Origin of the sequence: Microbacterium sp. F51-2R (assembly GCF_052180235.1) — a bacterium.
Lineage (GTDB): Bacteria > Actinomycetota > Actinomycetes > Actinomycetales > Microbacteriaceae > Microbacterium.
On record NZ_CP197470.1, the window covers coordinates 345,403 to 363,533 of the forward strand.

Below are 18,131 nucleotides of genomic sequence, written 5' to 3' on the forward strand. Positions count from 1 at the left end.
GCTCCTGGGCTCGGCCGTTCTCAACCCGCCTATGCCGCACGCTCAAACGACTAACGGGGAGACTTGGGGGAAACGAAAATCCCCGCCAATCCGGTGAGGACGACGGGGAGAAATCTGGTTTTTGGCGCGACGAATCGACCTAGTATCAGATTGTACACGACAGCGCAAGTAGGCGCTACCCTGCCTCAGTCATTGGTCTGCTCCCGGTGGATGTGTCGGCGAATGGCCGCGCAGACACGGTTCCGCTGTTCAGTAGTGGACTGCACTAGGAGATACCCGTAGGCGTCCACGATTTCAGCCAGAGTGATCTGGTCGGCGCGGGACAGCGAGTCGGGTGCGTGGCGGAGCTTCCACCCGAGGCCGACTTCGTCGTCCCTTTCGAGGGACGGGCGTACCCAGATGCCGCCATCGGGTACCGCGATGCGCTCGGTCATGTCTCTGCCTTCTGTTCGAGTTCGTATGCCAATTCTCGCGCTCCCCACCGTTTGTCGCACGCGCGACAGGTGGCGGTTGATTCGTCGATGAGGTTCTTCTCCGGGTTCCGGGGTGATTCGACGACGAGGGGTCTCGGGTAGCGTTCCCCGTCCCTCCACCACTCCACAGCCCCACACGCGGGGCACGGGTCGGGGAGGTCTTTCATCCGGGGGGGGTCGAGCTCGCGGCGGATAGCCGCTGCCCACCCGTGCAGGATGCGGACCCTCGCCGCAACCTCCCCGTCCCCCCTCACCTGCTGCACCCACGCGACATACCAGCCGCGGAGAGTCCTGCCGGGGTCACCCTTCACCACCCCCGACCCGGCACCGTTCGCCCAATCCGTGACCTGACTACTGATCCGCATGAACAACATCAACGCGCCCGAGTTCAACGGGACACGCTGGTTCGGGAGGCTTTTCGACCCTTCCCGGGACAGGCTGAACCGGATCTCGTCCTGCAACCGTGTGAGCAGGGGCGTGTCGGTGACGATACAGGTAAACCTGGAATCAGCGATCGTGTGGTGCAGGATGACGGGTTTCGTTAGCGCATCTACAGCATCAAGCAACTCAGTCACTTGCGCCCCCCTCGGTCAGAACGGCAGGTCAGGGTCGGTGGTGTTCCAGGAGTCCGCTCCCCCCGACTCCCCCACCTCAGCCGGCGCAGCCTCAGCCCGCGCGGTGACCTCCACGCGAGCCTCGTTGATCGTGTGATCCACGAACCTCGGATCACGCTCACTCAGACGCCACAGTCCCCTCAACACTCACAAAAGCCATCAACTGTCTCCTTCGGTTTCCGCGAACGGGTCGTGTCCGTTCAGCGCCTCGATGATGAGGCGGAGGTGGTCTTGCATCTCGGCCGCATCGCGACAGATGTCGGCCTGCGTGTCAATGTCGATGAGGAGTACGCCCTTGTCCTGGTCGACCCCGATGACGATGGTTGTGTTGCGTTCGCGTTTGATGGCGGCGGCAATGGCTTGCGCGCCGTTCTCGTAAAGGTTGAGATTCGTTTGTGCTCCATGCACGGCGCTCATCAGTTGTCCTCGTCTTCGTCTTTGGGTAGGGGTTCGGGTTCCAGGAGGCCATCAGCGACAGCTCGGAGGAGAGCGGTGACACCGATGGCGACGAGCGCGGCGATGATGCCGAGGAGTACGGCGCCGCCGATGAGCCACCACCACAAGGGATTCACGGGGCGCTCCTGCGGCTCCGCTGTCGGGCTTCCCATGCCGCGTGTTCGGCGTGGAAGTCCGGGCCGTCACTGGGTTGCGGCTCACGGTCAATCGGGAAGTGCTCTCGGGCGTATGCGTCGCACCGAGGTTCAGCAGGCAAAGGATTCACGGGTTGGCCTCCTTGAAAGCGCGAGCGAACCCCTGAGAACACAGGGACCGCATCTCCATGTCGCTTGTCGGTTCGGGCATCCCGGAGTCACGGAACTCGGGGATCAGGTTGAAGGCGCTCTTGTGCAGCCATGCCATCGACGGCCGGCGCCCGGGGCGGACATAGATGTCTGGGTTCAGAGGGACATCCTCGAACCGCTTGAAGATCGGCTCGGGTGGGGTGAAGTTCCCCCACAGTGCGGTGCGTTTCGTCCACGGTGACCCGAACTGCCACGGCTCATACTCGAACGTGGGCTTGCCGAGGAAGTCACGCAGCCGCCCGGTGGCGGGGTTCTCCAGCCACCACCACACCGGCTCCGCCTCCTCGATAACCCGCAGACACTCGCGCACAAGGAACATGCCGTCCTCGGGGTTACTGGGTTTGATGCCCGGTCCACGCCGGAGCGTGGAGAAGTGCGTACACACCGGATTCGCGCCGGCGCCGTGAACCTTGCGGGCGGGCGAGAAGTTCTCGACACCCACCGATTCGCCGATGGTGATGACCTTGTAGTTCGGGTCAGACCGGTACGGCCAGGTATCCGAGCCGGTGTCCGCGCACAGGTGAAGGATGACCTTCTGCCCAACGGTTGTGGGGGCTGGTTCGGGTGGCAGCAGGTCGAGCAACCCGCCCGACAACCGCTCACCCATCACCAGTTGCGAGCCCAGTCTCACGGCGATCCTCCCAGGAGAATGACGAGGTCTTGGAGGCGCATGGTGACGTACTGCTCACCCATGCGTGTCTCCCCGAACCCTCGGCGCTTGTGGACGATCGCGGAGACTGCGGCGTCGTCGTTCCCGCGCTCCACTTCGGCTTCGTTGATCCACACGCCCAGTTCGAGCCGGTTCGTGTTCTTCACTTCGATCACGACTCGTTCCCCTGTGGTGGTGCGGACTCCGGTGACGTCGCCCCGGTCGTTCTTCCCGTTGCGGGCGCGTCGTTCGATCCGGTCATCCCCGAGGTGGGTTCGGAGGTAGTCGACTACCCATGTCTCCATTTGGGTTCCGGCTTGACGGGCAGTGCGATGAGAACGAGTCATGCTGCGCCTGCTTGGTGTTTCGCCCGCTCCCTCGGCGTCGTCCCGCCACGCACACTCCACTCGTCCCAGTCCGGGGTGTCAGCCAAACACTCCGCTTTCACGGGGCATCCAACACAGACCGCTTTCGCACGATCCACCTGATGCTTCAAAGTGAGGTTGGGGAACATCACTTCCGGGTTGTCCGTGCATTTGGCTTTCTTGTCCCACGCTTCATCCATCAGGGTTCTCCAAACTTGTTATGCGGCGCGTAGTGCAGCTGCGAACGCGGACGCGATGGTCTTTTCGCCGTGGCGGTCGGCGAGGCGGGTGATGGTCGACAACTTCCGGCCGAGGATGTTGGCGACGTGTTCGGGTGACTCGCCCGCTTCGAGGAGGTGAGCGACCTCGGAGAGTAGTTCCGCACCGTTCGGGCGAACCTCACGGGTTGTGGCGGGTTCCGCGGCGGGATCGTCGATGGTTTCCTCATCCCACCCCAACGGCCCAACCCACCCCTCGCGTCGAGCACGCGCCGCAGCACGACGCCCCCCATACGTATCCGGCGCCGGCACACACCACAGCTCGTCGTAAAGGTCCGCAACCTTCTCGAACGTCGACTGATACACCCACTCGCTATTCACAAGCCGAGTGATGTACCTCTCATCCACCCCCATGCGTCGCATGAGGTCCGCGCCGTGATACCCCATGTACATGAGCGCCTTCAACCGGCGGCTCACACCCACGTTCGGGATCTGCTTCCTCGGCATCCGCGGACGCTTGTACATGTCGGCCGTCACACCCCACAGGGCGTCTCTCGACACGATCCGCACACGAACGTTAGGTCTCTTAGAAACGTCCGCTACCACTTTGTACGCGACCCCGGCGAGGTCAGCTATCACACCGATGGGGAGCCCCGCGGCGCGGAGTTCATTGACGTGATTGGCGAGGTCTATACCTGCGGGCACACGCGCGTCCACGTCCTCGGTTTTCTTCCGAGCCCGGTAGTCCGTTACCCGCATTGTGTTCCCGTCACGGCATGGCACACACCCGCACCCGCCCTGATAGCAGCGAGAAGAACCGTGACGATGCGGATGATCGAACCGGCAGGTTTGCGTGACGGGGCGGGTGGGTTTCTGTCCGCTCATCGCCGCGCCCTCGCGAGCTCAGCAACGATCTCGTCGAGAACGTGCTGCGGGACTGACGGCATCCGTCGCTGCGCGGCGAGCCTGTCACGGGCTTGGGGGATGGTGAGGTGGAACCCGGCCTGGTTCAGTTCGAGCAGGGTTCGGGCTTCTCGGGCTTCGTGGCGGTCCATGATGGATTCGAGGCGGGTCGCCATTAGCCGGTCGTGACGACTCATCGTCATCAGGGTTCTCCTTGTGGGGCAACAGAAAACCGAGGCCCCCGGAATCGGGAACCTCGGCTTTGTGAGTTAGCGGGCTGGCCGGCGCTAGTGCAGCGCCATAATCGGCCAGTTCTTCGGGACTGTCGCAGCCGACCGGTGCTGACAGCAGAAGGCGTGCATCGTTTCGTCGGAGTACCGCTCGAGGTGGAAGACCAATTCCTCCTCTGTCCAACCGAACGACGCTTTCCAGTCGACAACGCAAATCACGACCACGGGGAGCGGTGGCCGGAACGGGATGAGCCTGTTGCCCTTCTCCGTGTTGCACTCCCAGCAGGCGATAGCGAGGTTGTCGGAACGGTCGGCGAGGCGAATCTCATCGGCGCGGAATGCGGAGCGTGGCGTGAGGTGGTCGATGACCATGAACCCGTCTGAGCGGTGGCACATCCAGCACTTGCCCCCGTCACGTGCCATGAGCGCTCCCCACAGCTCGCGGTTGTTTTCCGGGTTGGGGCGCGGTTCCCTGTTCAGCACAGGTTGACGGTCGTAGACGGCTCCGAACGTCTGGATCGCGGTGTCCAGCGCATCTCCGAGCTTGAGTGACTCCACTTCTTCCACAGCCGCTCCCGCATTAGGAAAGTGAGATTGATTGTCTGGTCTTGGTGGTCGTCCGTTCCGTTCGTACGTCCGTACGTTCGTTAGGGTACGACCCATGTCAAGTTTTGATAGGTAACCCATTGGGTCTACCATGCCTTACCGACATTCGACCTAACCCCTCACCTATCCCATCTTTCGTGGGCGCCTTTCTTGCCGCCCTCGATTTGCGCGGCCCTGATTGCGTCCGCGACGGCCTGCTGCGAAGCGCCGACCACATTGCGGGTGCCGTAGTTCACGATCTGCCATCCGCCTTCGACGATCGCCCAAAGCCTCGCGTCAACGAGTGCTCGAGCGTCGGCCGGCGTGCCGTGAACGAACGGGAGGACGGCTTTCTTGATGAGTCCCCCGGTGTCGTGGGCGCCGCTGTATGTGAGGGCCATCCAGTAGACGAATCCGGCTGATTTGCCTTTGGCTCCGAGGCCGACGAGCTCGAGGATCTTGTCGTGGGTGTTTACGTTGGTGTCGCATCTGATCCAGGGCAGTCCGGCCATTCGGTTCTCCTTCCGTGTGTGGTCACGGGTTGGTGTGTTCGATCCGGTCAGCCTCAGCGCGGTACGGGTTGTCTCCGGGAGTGATCCACGCCTCCGTGGCGAACCGTTCGTTGCCGCTGATCTCGACCGCGGACCACTTCGCGCCCTCGTCCCACGCTTCGGCGCGTACCCGGTTCAGGGAGTCGACGGTGTCCGCATCGTCACTCAGGGCAAGGCGGGAGCATCATGGTCATGCCGACGGGAATCGGGAAGTGCTTCCAGACTGACGAGCAGTCGCACGTCAGCGTTACCTCGCCGGGTCGCTCGGCGATGATCCAGCGCCATTCGTGATTCTCGGCGCGTGCTCGGTTGGGTGAATCAGCAGGAGCGGAGAGCGCTTCGTTGATCGACTCAAGAACGTGCTCACAGTCCAACTGCGTCAGCCCCCGCCCGAGAGTGATGTTCCCGCCAGTCATGCGGTAACGGATCGCGCTCAGCGTCCCGGCGAGGTCGTCACGCTCTTCTTGCACGCGGACGTGCTCGGCAATCCACTCATCCCAGCCGCCCTTGCCATGCAGGGCCGTATCGAGTTCGGCGATGCGCTTGGCCTGAGCTTCGAGAGCATCAGCGAGGTCGTCGATCATGTCGGCGTGGCTGGGTGCGCCGTGCTTCATGAGCCGCGATGTCTTCGCCAGGTTCCGCGCGTCCGCGATGAGCGCGGAGATGTATTCGGCCATTGGTGTGTTCCGTTTCAGAAGTCGGGTTCGGGGTGGACGTCGATGACGTGGCCTTGGTCGGTGAGCCACCGCAACACCCCCCGATACAAAACCGGGACCATGGTGGGGAGTTGGATGCCGCGGCGGACGATGTACCCGTGCGATTCAGCCCAAGCCCGGTTCGCCTCAATGCGGCGGTGGTCTTCGGCGCAAACCGTGATCCCGTTGGATGGCTGGTTCACCCATGTGGCTTTCGCCCCACCCATGCCGCGGGGTGCGCGGTGGTGGACTTGGAGGACGCCGTGTTGGGTGCCGCAGATAACACAGCCCTCGTCCCGTTGCAGGATGAGGGCTCTGACCTTCGCGCTGAAACCCGTCACAGTGGCGTGATCTTCACGGACGCGCTCGTGTGTACGGTGCCGCAGAGGAAGCAGGAGATCGTGTTGCTGAGCATGTTCCTCACGACCCGTTCCGTGCACCACAGCATCGAGTTCCCGCATGCGAACCGTGCCCGCACGTGTGCGGGGTGGGCGGGTTTCTCCATGTAGTGGCTGCACAGGACCGATTCGCAGAGGGGTTCTCCGTCGAGGATTGATTCGTCGAGGATGGTGTCCTCATTCAGCAGAGTCGACATGGAATCCCTCCTCGCTGATAGCGCCGGGTCGGAGGCTGTTGATGAAGATGTGTGCGTTGACGTGTGCGAGCGCGTCAGCGTGGCGTTGGAACGGTCCCCGGTGTACGAATAGGTCCATCGCGGGCGGTTCGATGTACCAGTTCAGGTCGTTGTCGTCACGGTGGACGGTGTACTTCAACGGACTCGGATTCAGAATCACGCCACGCCCCCTTCGAGAGTGGAGAAGTCGAACGCCTGCTGCGAGAGGCGCCTCACGATCAGTTCGCAGTACTTCTCTTCGAGCTCGACGCCGATTGCTTTGCGCCCGAGGTTGCGAGCCGCGATGAGCGTTGACCCGGAACCCGCAAACGGATCCGCGATCACACCCAAAGGGCACTTCTCGATCAGTGCCTCCATGAGCGCTACCGGCTTCTGGTGCGGATGCACGCGGCCGTTGGCGCTCATCGACTGGACCGGCGCACACGCCAGGACATCGCTCGAGCGCCTGCCGTGAAACCCGCGACCGAGGACGTAAACCTCCTGGTGCGCGGGCTTCCACGGGATCGACAGATCACCCATGCCTAGTGCGCCCTTGGTGTCCCACACGAGCAGGGCCCGCGTGTCCTCGGGGCGCTGGATTCGCCAAGTTCCGAAGATCAGTGCGGGCGCGTCCGCTCCGTGAGTTTCGCGCCACTGAGCGATGACGCCGTCGCGAGCGGTGGTGTCCTTGTCCCCCGCGATGGAAGCAGCCAGCGTGTCCCGCCTACTTCCAGAGTTGTAGTCGATCCCGTATGGCACGTCGGAGACGAGCACATCGGCCGATAGCCACTCAGGGGTTCTGAGCGCGTCCCCGAGGTGGAGTTGCACGTATTCGTCCTCGTAGTAGAGGCTCATCGGTTCTCCCTCGTGAGACGGCTGATCCGTCTCCGGGTCATGATTTGCATGACGTCGGCCAGCGCGGACGGGAACGAATCATGAACCCGTAAACCCTCGTCCTCCTCCACCACCCAGCACGGCTCGAAAGGCTCCGGGTCCAGTTCGGACGGGTGGAAGCGGGTAACAGTAGGAAGCATCACGACTCCTGCGTGGCCCAGTGGTCGGTGAGGGAGGATCCGAGCTCGGCGCGCTTCGACTCCAACGCGGCCTTCACCTCAGCGATCCCCGCGATACCCCGCGTCTTCGCCAAATCCTCAAGCTTGTCGAGCGCCGCTGAATCGGTGGCTGCGGCGATGAGTGTGGCGGCTTTCGCGACCCGCTCCTGAGTCGAGGCGGGTTCCGCTCCGGTCCGGTCAGCGTGGACCGTGGCGTGTGTCCGCTCCCCAGTACCGTCAGACAGCCCAAGATCAGCCCAGAGCCGATCGACGGTGAAGTCGGGGAACGCCTTCGGAGCGTCGAGCTGGATCCGCGCGGACTTGACACCCGTGATGAGGAACTTCCCCCGCTCACGCATTTCGATGATCGCGGAAGCGTCGAACACGAGCGACTTGTGAGCCTGCACCTTCCACTCCTTCTGCGTGGTGGGTTGCCCGTTCTCCATCACTGCTACCGAGTCGAGTCGGGCGGTGACGATGACGGGGCCGTTGTGGAGGCGTAGAGCGTCCATGACGTCCTGCCACTGGGTTGCGGCGGTGTTCCACAGGTCCGTGCTGACCGTGTAGTCCCCGTTGCTGTTGCGCCGCCCCTTGGCCCTGCGGTTCGCGATCTCCTGCATGTTGTCGCTGATGAGGTTCCACAAGCGGGTCATGGAGTCGACGATGATGAGCGTCGGCTTCTCCCCCACGGGTTCCGCGACGGCGGCTTGAATCGCGTCGAGGATGCCCGGATAGGTTCCGTCGTGAACGACGATGTCGAAGTCCGCGCCGGGGATCAGGGCGTACTCGTCGGGGTCGTCTTCACCGATGCCGATGTAGAGGGTTCGTCCGATGAGGGGTGAAGTGGATGCGGTGATCGCGGCCCATGTTTTCCCGGCTTTTTCTCTGCCGGCGAGGAGGAGGATCGGCCATGACGGCATCCCTGTGGGTTTCCGGGTGGTGAGGGTCATTGCAGTACCTCCGGGTGGGTTTTCGCGTATTGGATGCCTGCACGCCACGCGGCGTACCAGGCGTGACGGGCCATCACACCGCCCCGTTTCTGGTCCTGGTTCCGCCAGGTAGTGAATTGGCGGTCCATTGCTTGGTCGTGTTCGGTGGGCATCGGGCCGGTGGGGAGAGGCGTAGTGTTCACCGGATGCCCCTGAACTCTGAGAAATCGAAGGTCTGCTGGCCGAGGCGTTTCGCGGCCTGCTTGCACCAGTGGGCGTCCATCTCGATACCCACGGCCTTACGCCCCAGTTGACGGGCGACGTCGAGGATCGCGCCGGAACCGGCGAAGCAATCGAGAACGGTGTCGCCGGGGCGGGTCGTTGTCTCGATGATGTGCGTCAGCAACCCGAACGGTTTCTCGCACGGATGCTTACCGGGATACGGGGCCACGTTGTCGAAGAACCACACGTCCGTCGAGCGGTCCCGCGTCCGGATCGAGAACGGACGCCGAAGGTCTTCGTACTCGCGCCGAAGGTCTTCGTACTCGCGCCGAAGGTATTCGGCCGAGTCACCAGCGTTCAGGAGGTCGCGAAGGCGACGGTAAGCGTCAGCGGTCGGGAGGGACGAACCCTCAGCCCACCGCACAGGAAGCGCCGAATCGTACCCGAGCGCCTTACCAACAGCGCCCGCCTTCCACCCCGCACGCTCCCACTCCGTCTGTAGGTAGCGGCCTAGCGGCGCGAACACCTTGCGGTGCAATGCCAGCGCGGCCTCGCCGTAAGCGTCATCCAGCCGCTCTGCGAACACGATCCCCTCCCACGGGGACAGGAAGGATCGCATGGCGTCGAGCTCGGCCTTCTTGTGCCAGCCCTGCTCCTTCACCCACCGAACTGAGTTGAGGACGCGGAAGTCGCGTGCGACGACCGACTCAACCGCCGAGGTCAGTTCGGGCGAAGCGAACACCCACACCGACGCATCCGCCGAAAGCAACGGTTTAGCGAGGGTCAACCATTCGCCCATCCAGTCCAGGAACTCGGCGGCCCTCGACCACTGGTTGTCCCACTCCGCGTCTTTCACCTGGAAATAGGGTGGGTCCGTTATCAGGTGTACGGAACCGGTGAGGCTGAGCGTCGGGAGGATGTCTTCGCATCGCCCCTGGTAGAGCGTCACCGAATCGTCCTGGTAGTACAGGCTCACTTAGTAGCTCCAATACTTGGGGTCTTCGGTGGGGTCGCTGTCGAAGAGGAGGTCGGTTTCGCACCAGAAGCAGACCGGCGCACCCGTCACGGGTCGGTCCATCCGGCAGGTGGGGCAATACCCAACAACCCCCTCGAACTCGTCAGGCATCACGAATTTCTCCTGATTTGGTTGTCGACTTCGATGACCCTGGCGAGTCGGTCTTCAGCGCATTGGCGTGCGTACAAGGCCCTTGTGAGGGTTGCGGGGTCGCCCGTGTTTTCCGCTTCGATGACCGCTGCCCGGGTGGTGGCGACGGCACGGTAAGCACACTCAACGGGATCCATCACGACACCTGCCTTTCGCCTGATATGAGGGGTGCCGCCCGGATTCGAACCGGGGTCGCTGAGTCTCTGCCACGCGCTTGCGCGCCGGGATTCGAACCCTGAGATATCCGCATCTTCGGCCGCTAGAACACGGCACCCTTGCCAGGCCGCCCCACAGTGGGCCGTTACGCAGTCCGCCTGGACTTCTGCGACGCACACCCGGCCGGGATGAGCCCCGGATATGTCCAGAGCCAGTGCGTCGCATTGCGCGCTCCGGGGAGTCCAACCCCGGCTAAGAGCGTCAGCGCCGATCCGGGCCGTTCCTGGACGGTCTCAGGCGCGCCTCTACGCACCTACCGTCCGTGTGCCGACTCACCCCGCAGAACGCATGAGGAAGGGTGAACGCATAGCTCCCGAATCAAAGAAATCTGTGCCACCGCAGCAGTGCATCCCCCACATGGAACCTGGATGCAGCGCCAGCAAAACGCTTAGCGATGGGTGTTGCTTCGCTCGCAGTCCTCATAGCCGGGAGTCGTGGTTCCTGGGCTGTCCCCCTCTCGGGGGCTGTTACTCCTGCGAGTGCTGTTCATCCCTCCGCCATTGGCGGGCTAGGGCACGTCACGCGGGCGCGACGATTAGTGCCACCCACCACGTGTGACCGCGGCGGGGGCCAGTGCGCGGATGCGCTATTCGGGTTCGGGGATGGTGGTGGGGAGTCGTTCCTCTCCCGGCCTACTCACAGCCCCATCCGTAGACGGATGAGCGAGATACCGGCCCACCTCAACCCACTTCACGTAATCGTCCCCACCTCCCCGGTGGATGATGTTGATGCCGTGGTCGTCCCACCCCGCGAACTTGACGAGGTGCTGATCGGTGACGGGGCCGTTGTCGTAGCCCGTGTAGCAGAGCCAGAGGTGGTCACCGGGCCGAAGATCCTGAACATCCATCAGCGCGACTCCGGGTCGCCATAGTGGGTGTCGGACCAGAGGAGCCCGCCAACGTTCCAGTGTTCTTCCAGCCGAGAGATCGCAACGCGCGCGGTCGCCTCGCTTCCGAACAGCGCAGTGCGCCCGCTGCTTCGGTCGTAAACCCCGACGTTCTCGGCGTCATAAACGAAGTTGCCCATCACCGTTCCTCCTCTTCTCGTGCGGTCCATCCGGCCATGAAATCGACCTGTGCGGCGTCCACCTGCTCAGGGGTGAGGTGCACGCCTTCTTCGGTGAGGGTGGTGAGGTAAGCCCGGAAAGCATCAGAAGCATTCACGACACACCCACCCGGGCGAGGCGGGTGAGGACGCGGCGGGCGTGGTCGATGTGGGCGGTAGGGCCGAAGTATGCGGCCTCGCTGTAGCGCAGCCAGTCGATCGGATCACGAGTGTCGTCGTTCGAGCGGAACTCAACGAGGATGCCGTTCGGTTCGTTGTGCTGGGGGTGGTCGTACTCGGGGCGGGGCATGCAAATCGCCGAATAGGCTTGGAACCGTGGGTACGCGTCCTCTGCCCTCACGAGCGCGTCATCCCAGTCGTCGGCCGCGCCACGCCACTCGCGGTGCCCGTGCATCGCGTAGGGCGTTTCCAGCCACACTTTCCACGGCTCGGGGTCGCGGTTCAGGTCGCGGGGGGTCTTACTCGAGAACATCACCGCACTCCTCCTTTGGCTTCATCCATGACTCGCAGGAGTCCCGCGACAATCCCCGTAACGAGTAGGAGGAACCCTCCCGCGGGGGCCGTGTGAAGGGTGGCGATCCCCGCGACGATCAGGGCGACAGCCACCACCCAGCCGACCATTACGCGGCCTCCATCCGAAGACGCTCGCGGCGCTCAGCAGCGTTCTCGCGATGGCAGGCGCGGCAGAAGCGAAGGCCCACGCCCTTGCTCCTCGAGCGTCGGATGCCGGTGTTCGCTTCGTCCCACTTGTGCCCGCGAGGGCACTCGTCAATCGGGCGTCCGTCCGCAACGGCGCGGTCGTGGCGGCGGTGGCAGGCGACGCACATCGGTTCGTACGCGGTCTGGTCCGTGCTGTACAGCCGGCCAAGATCGTCGGTCAGCGCATCCGAGCCATCACCCATGTAGGCCCATTCGCGAGCCTGCCCGCCGCAGGTGATGCACTCGTACTGGTCTGCGCGGCCACGGTCCGTCTTCAGGCGGAGGTGGGCTTGCGAGTACGACACAATGTCGGAGTACTGTCCCCGGGCAGGCATCACGACACCCGCTTCCGGCTGATCGACCGTGCCGACTGAGCCCACGGGTCAGCCTTAGGCTTCGTCATGTGCTCCTTCACCTGCGACGGGAAGAACCGCCACAAGCCGCCGAGCTTGAACCCGGGAATGTCACCCGAACGCGCCTTGCGATACACGGTGTCCGTGGACACGCGGAGAAGGCGAGCGATCTGCGGGATGCCCACGGCTTCCTCATCGTTCCCGTGAATGAGAACCGGAAGCTCCACGCCGAGCGCGTCGGCGATGACGGCGGCGTCCTCGAACTTGAGGCTCTTGGAGTCCTTCTCGATGAGAAGGTGAAGGTCTTCGGGCGCGATCCCTGTTCGACCGGACAGCCACTTGACGTCGTGGCCTCTCTGGGCGAGCAGGCTTCCGATCTGCTGACCGGGATGTGTGGGGTTTCTCACAAATGAGAATGTACGCGCGCGGAGTGCGGCTGTCTACCGCCTGATACGGCAGAACTGGTGATTCTCGGATTCTCACTAACGAGAACAGCGATGTTTGTAGGAATCCGCAAGTATCACGGCAGATTTAGGGGACTCTAGACAGGTATGACGCTACGATTGACCCTCATGGGGGACACCACTCGCCGGGACGTTGCGCGAGCGCGGGCGCTCGAGGCCATGCGCATCATCCGCGACACAATTGAGAACACCCCGGACCTCAACAAGGTCGCCGCCGCCCAGGCCGCGGGCATCGCGCCGAGCAGCTTCTACCGCTGGCTGAGCGACGCCACACCTAAGAAGGTGGACGTCATCCAGATATCGGCGCTGGCGGACTACTTACACGACGAGCATGGGGCCGAGGACTTCGTCACGCTCTGGCGCCGCGTCACCCGCGCTATCAAGTAGCCGGGCGAAGTCGAGGAGGGTGAGGCTGCACTTCTCCCCCGGCTTCCTTGCCGGACAGATCAACTCGCAGCTGCGGCCCGCTCCGCACAGACGCCCCTCGTATGCCATCGACTTCGCCCCCAAATACGCTTCTGGGCGAACGTTGGGTCTAGTTGTCCTGTTTGGCAGGGTTCCGCTCGTCCATTAAGGGAAGGTTAGACGACGGCTCAGACAAACATCGGCGGTGCTCAGTCCCCCTTATGGAGGACATTGGGTAACGTTTCGGTAACACCGGTAGCCAAGTTGCACGATTCAACGCCATGTGTATGCACAGATGTGCTATCCGCTACAGGCGGTGTGAATCTTCGGCCATTGCGGATCGTCTTCTTGAGGTGTTCATACACCCCTGGTAGCCTCGATCCCGTCCGAGGTGTATGAACACCCCTCCCCCGAAACCCGAGGGGGCTATCTGTATGAACACATCGCCCAATGCTGGCAGACTGTCGCGTATGGCGAATCAGCCCGCGACGACGATCCGGGGTATCCGCATTCCCGACCAGCTCTGGGAAGACTCCAAGGCGATCGCAGCGGCTGAGGGATTCAAAGGTGCGAGCGAGATGGTCCGCGATTGCCTTGAGCGTCGCCGGGATGCCTATATCGAGGAGCATGGCGGGCTTCCGGGCGCCGGCCCCGAGCCCACGTAGTAGCCCTCCCGCCATGTAGTCTTGCCTACATTCAGCCCCCTTAGACTGCCTAAAGTTCCCATAAATGAGAATCGCCCGGTTGTCTAACTTCCGCATGATTCCGCGGTTTTTCGGGGGTTCGGGGTGTGTGGGGTGACTGGTTCGATTCCCGTCATCCCCTCCGAAGGTCCGACGTGCCGCCGAAGGCGGCTCGGCGGACCTTTCGTGCGGATGCCGTAGGAAGCGTCGCGCCCGCGGGCGGTCCCGCTCCGCCGGAGGCTCCGCGCGACGCGCAGCGGCGCGTGGAGTGGCGGAGTGGCCGATTCCCGTCATCCCCTCCAATGCCCTGGCGGGCGGCCGCAGGCCGCCTGGCAGGGCTTTCGTGCGGATGCCGTGGGAACCGATGCCGCTTGCGGCCGCCTACACCGCGCCGGCCGAGCGCAGCACGGCGAGGAACGACTCCGGAAGCACGACGTTCTCGGGCGCACCGCGGAAGAACCCCGCGACCTCGTCGGGCGAGTAACCGGCGATGCCGCAGCCCACCTCGGTCACGAGGAAGCGGAGCTCGGGGTGCTCCGCGGCGAACGCGAGGAAGCGCCCGGCCTGCTGCTCGAACACCGCGAGGCCCGACATCGTGTCGATCGCGTACGACCGGCCCTGCAGGCCCTCGGACTGCCCCCACACGGCGCCGAAACGGTCGTGCGCGAAACGGGCCGCTCCCCCGGCGTGAGCGCCCGCGGAGTTCGCGCCGAAGACGAAGACCTCGCCCGGCCGGAGCGTCTGGATCCGCATGTCAGGCCCCGCCCCGCCCCGCGGGCTGCGCCTCGGCGTGCGTCGTCAGGTGGGCCCGGTATGTCTCGGCGTTGCGCAGAATGCCCGCGCGCTCCTCGTCGGTGAGCTCGCGGCGCACCTTCGCGGGAACCCCCGCCACGAGAGACCCCGGCGGGATGACCGACCCCTCGAGCACGACGGCACCGGCGGCCACGAGGCATCCGTCGCCGACGACCGCGCCCGACAGCACGACGCTGCCCATCCCGATGAGCGAGCCGTCGCCGATCGTGCAGCCGTGGACGACGGCATTGTGCCCGACCGACACGTTCTCGCCGATGACGGCAGGATGCCCCGCATCCACGTGCACCGAGACGTTGTCCTGGAGGTTGCTCCCGGCGCCGATGCGGATCGCATCGCTGTCGCCGCGGAGAACGGCGTTGTACCAGACGCTGGCGCCCTCGCCGAGGGTCACATCGCCGATCACACGGGCGCCTGCGGCGACGAAGGCCGACGGGTCGATGGACGGCGTCCTGCCCGGGACGGAGAGGACGGAGGCGTCGGCGGCGATGCTCATGACCCCGAGATTACGGGAGCGGGGCAGGCCAGGTGAGCCCAGCCTTCGCTTCCTTGCGGAATGGATTCGCCTGAGTAGCGTTGACCTCGACGACGAACAACCCGTCAAGACGGAGGCGCGCGATATGAGCAAGATCCAGACCACCCCGGCCACCGCTGCCGACCCCGAGGTCGCAGCAGGCACGGCCCAGTTCCTCACCCCTGTCGCCCTCGGGCTCCAGGCCCTCGCCGTCAACGGCAAGCAGGCGCACTGGAACGTCCGCGGCGCGAACTTCATCGCCATCCACGAGCTGCTCGACACGATCGTCGCGCACGCACAGGACGGCGCAGACCAGGCCGCCGAGCGGATCGTCGCGCTGGGCCTGCCCATCGACGCGCGGCTCACGACGGTCGCCGAGAAGACCCGCCCGACGACCCTCTCGGCCGGCTTCTCGCAGTGGGAAGACACGATCCGCGCCGTCATCTCCGACATGGATGCCGTGATCGCCGACGTGCAGGCCGCCATCGACGGCCTCGACGAGATCGACCTCACGAGCCAGGACATCGCGATCGGCATCAAGGAGAGCATCGAGAAGGACCGCTGGTTCCTGTTCGCTCACCTGGCCGAGTAGCACCGGTTCTCACGACGAGCCCCCGGTCCCGAACCATGGGATCCGGGGGCTTCGTCGTCTGCGCGGGTGTCAGGCGACGTGAGTGACCCGGCCGCCGAGGAGCGTCGCGGCGACGCGCATGCCGCGCAGCGCCCGCTCGTCCGCCGCGAGCGGATCGGCCTCGCACACGACGAGGTCGGCGACAGCGCCGGGAGCGATGACGGCCGGTGCCGCCGAGCCGCCGCGCGTCGATGCGGCGAGGGCGACAGCGGCGTTCAGCGCCTGCTCGGGCTGCCACGCGTCGCGGTCGTCGCGCGTGCGGAAGACCGCCGAGGCGATGGCCGCCCACGGGTCGAGCCGTGAGACCGGCGCATCCGACCCGAGCAGCAGGTTCGCGCCCGCAGCGGCCAGCGCCGCGAGCGGGTAGGGCTGGGCGGTCTGCCCCGCCCAGATCGTGTCGGTGAGATCGCGATCGTCGATCGCGTGCTCGGGCTGGACGCTCGCCCCCACGCCGAGGCGCGCGAAGCGCGGGATGTCGGCGTGCGCGACGAGCTGCGCATGCTCGATCGTGCCGGTCGCCTGCGTCAGGGCGTACGCGTCGAGCGCGTTCGAGTTCGCGATGTCGCCGATCGCGTGGATGGCGCACTCGAGACCCGCTGCCGTGGCGGCCGTCATCAGCTCGACGAGGGACTCCGGCGACACCGTCAGCACTCCGTGATTGCGGGGATCGCCCGGATAGGCGTGCGAGCAGGCCGCCGTGCGGGTGCCGAGCGAGCCGTCGGTGATGACCTTGAGCGGGCCCACTCGCGCGAGGTCGGATGCCGCGCCCCGCGCGACCTCGCCGGTCTGCAGTCCCTCCGCGAGGGCGCGGGCGAGGTGGTCGGGGTAGATCCCGAACTCGACCCGCAGCGTGTCGAAGCCGTCACGGGTGCGCCGCGCCCACGCCTCCTCGTTCCAGGCCATGTCGAGGTCGACGAGACCCACGACGCCGCGGGCCGCGGCATCCGTCGCCATCTGTCGCACCAGCCGGTCACCCGTCGCGGCGTCGACCGCGTTGAGCCGACGCGAGATCTCGAACGCCGGCTCTTCGCGGAGGATGCCGATGCCGTCGGGCTCGAAGCCCTCGCGTCGCAGCGCCGCGGTGTTGAGCCAGACGCTGTGCACGTCGGCGTTGATCAGGTAGGTGGGCGTGTCACCGGTCGCGGTGTCGAGGAGCGCGAGCGTCGGGCGGTCCTCCCAGAACGCGTCGCGGAACCCGGTGCCGACGCGGCGTCCGTCGAGGACCACGGCGTCGCCCATGAGCGATGCCGCGTGTGCGGCGGATGTCGCGTGCCCGAGGGGCGTGCGCTGCGAGACGAGCGCCCACTGCATCGTGTGCACGTGGTGGTCCCACAGACCCGGGACGAGCCAGCCGCCGTCGCCGGCGAGCACGGCGCCGCGGGCAGGGAGCGCGCCGCGCGGTGCGATGTCGGCGATGAGGCCGCCCTCGAGGAAGACGTCGAACGGTCCGTCGTCGGGCAGGAACTCGCTTCCGGGCCCGGCTATCCGGACGTCGGTGATCGTGGCGATCGATTCGCCGACGGCCGTCACTGTGCCGCTCGCATCGCGGCGTGAGCGCGGCGCATCTCGTCGGCGAGGGCGGGGTTGGCGTAGGAGCCGTCGCCGCTCAGCTCGGCGATGATCGTGTCGACGACGTCGGCCGCCTTGTTCTGGCTCAGCTTGCGCTTGGCGACGACGCGGGTCGGCGTGAGACGGAAGCCGACGGTGCCCCGCTCGAGTCTCTCGACGTACGCGGGATCGTTCGGCGGCTCCCAGAGGAGCCGGGGCTGCGGCATGCGATTCTCGAAACGCGCGACGAGCCGGTCGAGCACCCGCAGGTTCTCCTCCGTGCTCAGCACCTCGGGGACGCCGGCCAGATGCGCTGAGACGAAGTTCCACGTCGGGACGTTGGCGGCATGGCCGTACCAACCGGGCGAGATGTAGCCGTGCGGTCCCTGCACGACGACCAGCAGCTCGCGCTCACCGAGGCCGTGGATCAGGTCGTCGGGCTTGCCCACGTGACCGACGATCGAGAGACCGTCGCGGTCCTCGTCGAGGAGCACGGCATAGTGCGACGCGACGAGCCCGTCGTCGGTCGAGCTCACGAGGGTCACCCACGGATTGCGGTCGACGAGGCGACGCAGCTCGCCGACGTCGGTCATCGCGAAGCTCGGGTTCTGGCGCATGGATCCAGATTAGAAGCCGGATGCCGCGCCCGCGCGCACGCCCGCGCGCTCGACGTCCGCGG

Annotated in this window: 29 protein-coding genes and 1 tRNA gene; 3 read left to right on the plus strand and 27 right to left on the minus strand. The window is 65.2% G+C overall.

Annotation, left to right across the window (positions count from 1 at the left end; translation table 11 throughout):
• Nucleotides 1-185 precede the first annotated feature (185 nt).
• From ACSBPH_RS01675 to ACSBPH_RS01785, 23 genes are all read right to left on the minus strand, one after another.
• Nucleotides 186-434 carry a hypothetical protein gene (locus ACSBPH_RS01675; RefSeq protein WP_442575887.1) on the minus strand — a complete coding sequence of 83 codons (249 nt, stop codon included), beginning with the start codon at nt 432-434 and terminating at the stop codon, nt 186-188.
• Nucleotides 431-1,048, minus strand: coding sequence for a DUF7341 domain-containing protein (locus ACSBPH_RS01680; RefSeq protein WP_442575888.1), 618 nt, complete (start codon nt 1,046-1,048; stop codon nt 431-433). The genes ACSBPH_RS01675 and ACSBPH_RS01680 overlap by 4 nt, the downstream gene beginning before the upstream one ends.
• 198 nt (nt 1,049-1,246) lie before the next feature.
• Nucleotides 1,247-1,504, minus strand: coding sequence for a hypothetical protein (locus tag ACSBPH_RS01685; RefSeq protein ID WP_442575889.1), 258 nt, complete (start codon nt 1,502-1,504; stop codon nt 1,247-1,249).
• Nucleotides 1,504-1,659, minus strand: a complete 156-nt coding sequence (locus ACSBPH_RS01690) for a hypothetical protein (RefSeq protein WP_442575890.1) — start codon at nt 1,657-1,659, stop codon at nt 1,504-1,506. Before ACSBPH_RS01690 ends, ACSBPH_RS01685 begins: the two co-directional genes overlap by 1 nt.
• A 145-nt stretch (nt 1,660-1,804) precedes the next feature.
• Complete coding sequence (locus tag ACSBPH_RS01695) at nt 1,805-2,518, minus strand: hypothetical protein (RefSeq protein WP_442575891.1); 714 nt, start codon at nt 2,516-2,518, stop codon at nt 1,805-1,807.
• Nucleotides 2,515-2,712 (minus strand): hypothetical protein, encoded by a 198-nt coding sequence (locus ACSBPH_RS01700; protein ID WP_442575892.1) that lies wholly within the window; start codon nt 2,710-2,712, stop codon nt 2,515-2,517. The genes ACSBPH_RS01695 and ACSBPH_RS01700 overlap by 4 nt, the downstream gene beginning before the upstream one ends.
• Nucleotides 2,713-2,879: 167 nt before the next feature.
• A complete protein-coding gene (locus tag ACSBPH_RS01705) occupies nt 2,880-3,101 on the minus strand; it encodes a WhiB family transcriptional regulator (protein WP_442575893.1) in 222 nt (73 codons plus the stop codon).
• A gap of 18 nt (nt 3,102-3,119) precedes the next feature.
• The gene (locus ACSBPH_RS01710; RefSeq protein WP_442575894.1) at nt 3,120-3,836 is read right to left on the minus strand and encodes a hypothetical protein; all 717 of its coding nucleotides are present in this window, start codon (nt 3,834-3,836) and stop codon (nt 3,120-3,122) included.
• Nucleotides 3,837-4,000: 164 nt separating this feature from the next.
• Nucleotides 4,001-4,225, minus strand: coding sequence for a hypothetical protein (locus ACSBPH_RS01715; protein WP_442575895.1), 225 nt, complete (start codon nt 4,223-4,225; stop codon nt 4,001-4,003).
• 84 nt (nt 4,226-4,309) lie between these two features.
• Nucleotides 4,310-4,819, minus strand: a complete 510-nt coding sequence (locus tag ACSBPH_RS01720; protein WP_442575896.1) for an HNH endonuclease — start codon at nt 4,817-4,819, stop codon at nt 4,310-4,312.
• 158 nt (nt 4,820-4,977) lie between these two features.
• Nucleotides 4,978-5,349 (minus strand): hypothetical protein, encoded by a 372-nt coding sequence (locus ACSBPH_RS01725; protein WP_442575897.1) that lies wholly within the window; start codon nt 5,347-5,349, stop codon nt 4,978-4,980.
• 200 nt (nt 5,350-5,549) lie between these two features.
• Nucleotides 5,550-6,065: a hypothetical protein gene (locus ACSBPH_RS01730; RefSeq protein WP_442575898.1), complete on the minus strand. Its 516-nt coding sequence runs from the start codon at nt 6,063-6,065 to the stop codon at nt 5,550-5,552.
• Nucleotides 6,066-6,420: 355 nt separating this feature from the next.
• Nucleotides 6,421-6,678: a hypothetical protein gene (locus tag ACSBPH_RS01735; RefSeq protein WP_442575899.1), complete on the minus strand. Its 258-nt coding sequence runs from the start codon at nt 6,676-6,678 to the stop codon at nt 6,421-6,423.
• A 195-nt stretch (nt 6,679-6,873) separates the two neighbouring features.
• On the minus strand, nt 6,874-7,551 hold the full coding sequence (locus ACSBPH_RS01740) for a DNA-methyltransferase (RefSeq protein ID WP_442575900.1): 678 nt from the start codon (nt 7,549-7,551) through the stop codon (nt 6,874-6,876).
• Between the two features lie 178 nt (nt 7,552-7,729).
• Nucleotides 7,730-8,698 carry an AAA family ATPase gene (locus ACSBPH_RS01745; protein ID WP_442575901.1) on the minus strand — a complete coding sequence of 323 codons (969 nt, stop codon included), beginning with the start codon at nt 8,696-8,698 and terminating at the stop codon, nt 7,730-7,732.
• Between the two features lie 178 nt (nt 8,699-8,876).
• The gene (locus ACSBPH_RS01750) at nt 8,877-9,875 is read right to left on the minus strand and encodes a DNA-methyltransferase (RefSeq protein ID WP_442575902.1); all 999 of its coding nucleotides are present in this window, start codon (nt 9,873-9,875) and stop codon (nt 8,877-8,879) included.
• 355 nt (nt 9,876-10,230) lie between these two features.
• A tRNA-OTHER gene (locus ACSBPH_RS01755) sits at nt 10,231-10,338 on the minus strand.
• Between the two features lie 528 nt (nt 10,339-10,866).
• Nucleotides 10,867-11,127 (minus strand): hypothetical protein, encoded by a 261-nt coding sequence (locus ACSBPH_RS01760; protein WP_442575903.1) that lies wholly within the window; start codon nt 11,125-11,127, stop codon nt 10,867-10,869.
• Entirely contained in the window at nt 11,127-11,306 is a 180-nt protein-coding gene (locus tag ACSBPH_RS01765) for a hypothetical protein (protein ID WP_442575904.1), read from the minus strand. Before ACSBPH_RS01765 ends, ACSBPH_RS01760 begins: the two co-directional genes overlap by 1 nt.
• The gene (locus ACSBPH_RS01770) at nt 11,306-11,443 is read right to left on the minus strand and encodes a hypothetical protein (protein WP_442575905.1); all 138 of its coding nucleotides are present in this window, start codon (nt 11,441-11,443) and stop codon (nt 11,306-11,308) included. The genes ACSBPH_RS01765 and ACSBPH_RS01770 overlap by 1 nt, the downstream gene beginning before the upstream one ends.
• Complete coding sequence (locus tag ACSBPH_RS01775) at nt 11,440-11,817, minus strand: hypothetical protein (RefSeq protein WP_442575906.1); 378 nt, start codon at nt 11,815-11,817, stop codon at nt 11,440-11,442. Before ACSBPH_RS01775 ends, ACSBPH_RS01770 begins: the two co-directional genes overlap by 4 nt.
• Before the next feature lie 148 nt (nt 11,818-11,965).
• Nucleotides 11,966-12,424, minus strand: a complete 459-nt coding sequence (locus ACSBPH_RS01780; protein ID WP_442575907.1) for a hypothetical protein — start codon at nt 12,422-12,424, stop codon at nt 11,966-11,968.
• A complete protein-coding gene (locus ACSBPH_RS01785; protein ID WP_442575908.1) occupies nt 12,379-12,804 on the minus strand; it encodes a helix-turn-helix domain-containing protein in 426 nt (141 codons plus the stop codon). The genes ACSBPH_RS01780 and ACSBPH_RS01785 overlap by 46 nt, the downstream gene beginning before the upstream one ends.
• Nucleotides 12,805-12,969: 165 nt before the next feature.
• Between ACSBPH_RS01785 and ACSBPH_RS01790 the strand changes: the two genes are divergently transcribed.
• Nucleotides 12,970-13,248, plus strand: coding sequence for a hypothetical protein (locus tag ACSBPH_RS01790; RefSeq protein ID WP_442575909.1), 279 nt, complete (start codon nt 12,970-12,972; stop codon nt 13,246-13,248).
• Between the two features lie 488 nt (nt 13,249-13,736).
• Nucleotides 13,737-13,931, plus strand: a complete 195-nt coding sequence (locus ACSBPH_RS01795) for a hypothetical protein (protein ID WP_442575910.1) — start codon at nt 13,737-13,739, stop codon at nt 13,929-13,931.
• A 399-nt stretch (nt 13,932-14,330) separates the two neighbouring features.
• Here ACSBPH_RS01795 and ACSBPH_RS01800 read toward each other — a convergent pair whose 3' ends face one another.
• Together ACSBPH_RS01800 and ACSBPH_RS01805 are read right to left on the minus strand one after the other, a co-directional pair.
• A complete protein-coding gene (locus ACSBPH_RS01800) occupies nt 14,331-14,702 on the minus strand; it encodes an A1S_2505 family phage non-structural protein (RefSeq protein WP_442575911.1) in 372 nt (123 codons plus the stop codon).
• 1 nt (nt 14,703) lies between these two features.
• The gene (locus ACSBPH_RS01805) at nt 14,704-15,255 is read right to left on the minus strand and encodes a gamma carbonic anhydrase family protein (RefSeq protein WP_442575912.1); all 552 of its coding nucleotides are present in this window, start codon (nt 15,253-15,255) and stop codon (nt 14,704-14,706) included.
• Nucleotides 15,256-15,379: 124 nt separating this feature from the next.
• Here ACSBPH_RS01805 and ACSBPH_RS01810 point away from each other — a divergent pair, with 124 nt between their 5' ends.
• Nucleotides 15,380-15,865: a Dps family protein gene (locus ACSBPH_RS01810; RefSeq protein WP_442575913.1), complete on the plus strand. Its 486-nt coding sequence runs from the start codon at nt 15,380-15,382 to the stop codon at nt 15,863-15,865.
• Nucleotides 15,866-15,934: 69 nt separating this feature from the next.
• Here ACSBPH_RS01810 and ACSBPH_RS01815 read toward each other — a convergent pair whose 3' ends face one another.
• Complete coding sequence (locus ACSBPH_RS01815; protein WP_442575914.1) at nt 15,935-17,434, minus strand: amidohydrolase family protein; 1,500 nt, start codon at nt 17,432-17,434, stop codon at nt 15,935-15,937.
• Nucleotides 17,431-18,069: an FMN-binding negative transcriptional regulator gene (locus ACSBPH_RS01820; protein WP_442575915.1), complete on the minus strand. Its 639-nt coding sequence runs from the start codon at nt 18,067-18,069 to the stop codon at nt 17,431-17,433. Before ACSBPH_RS01820 ends, ACSBPH_RS01815 begins: the two co-directional genes overlap by 4 nt.
• Nucleotides 18,070-18,131: the final 62 nt, after the last annotated feature.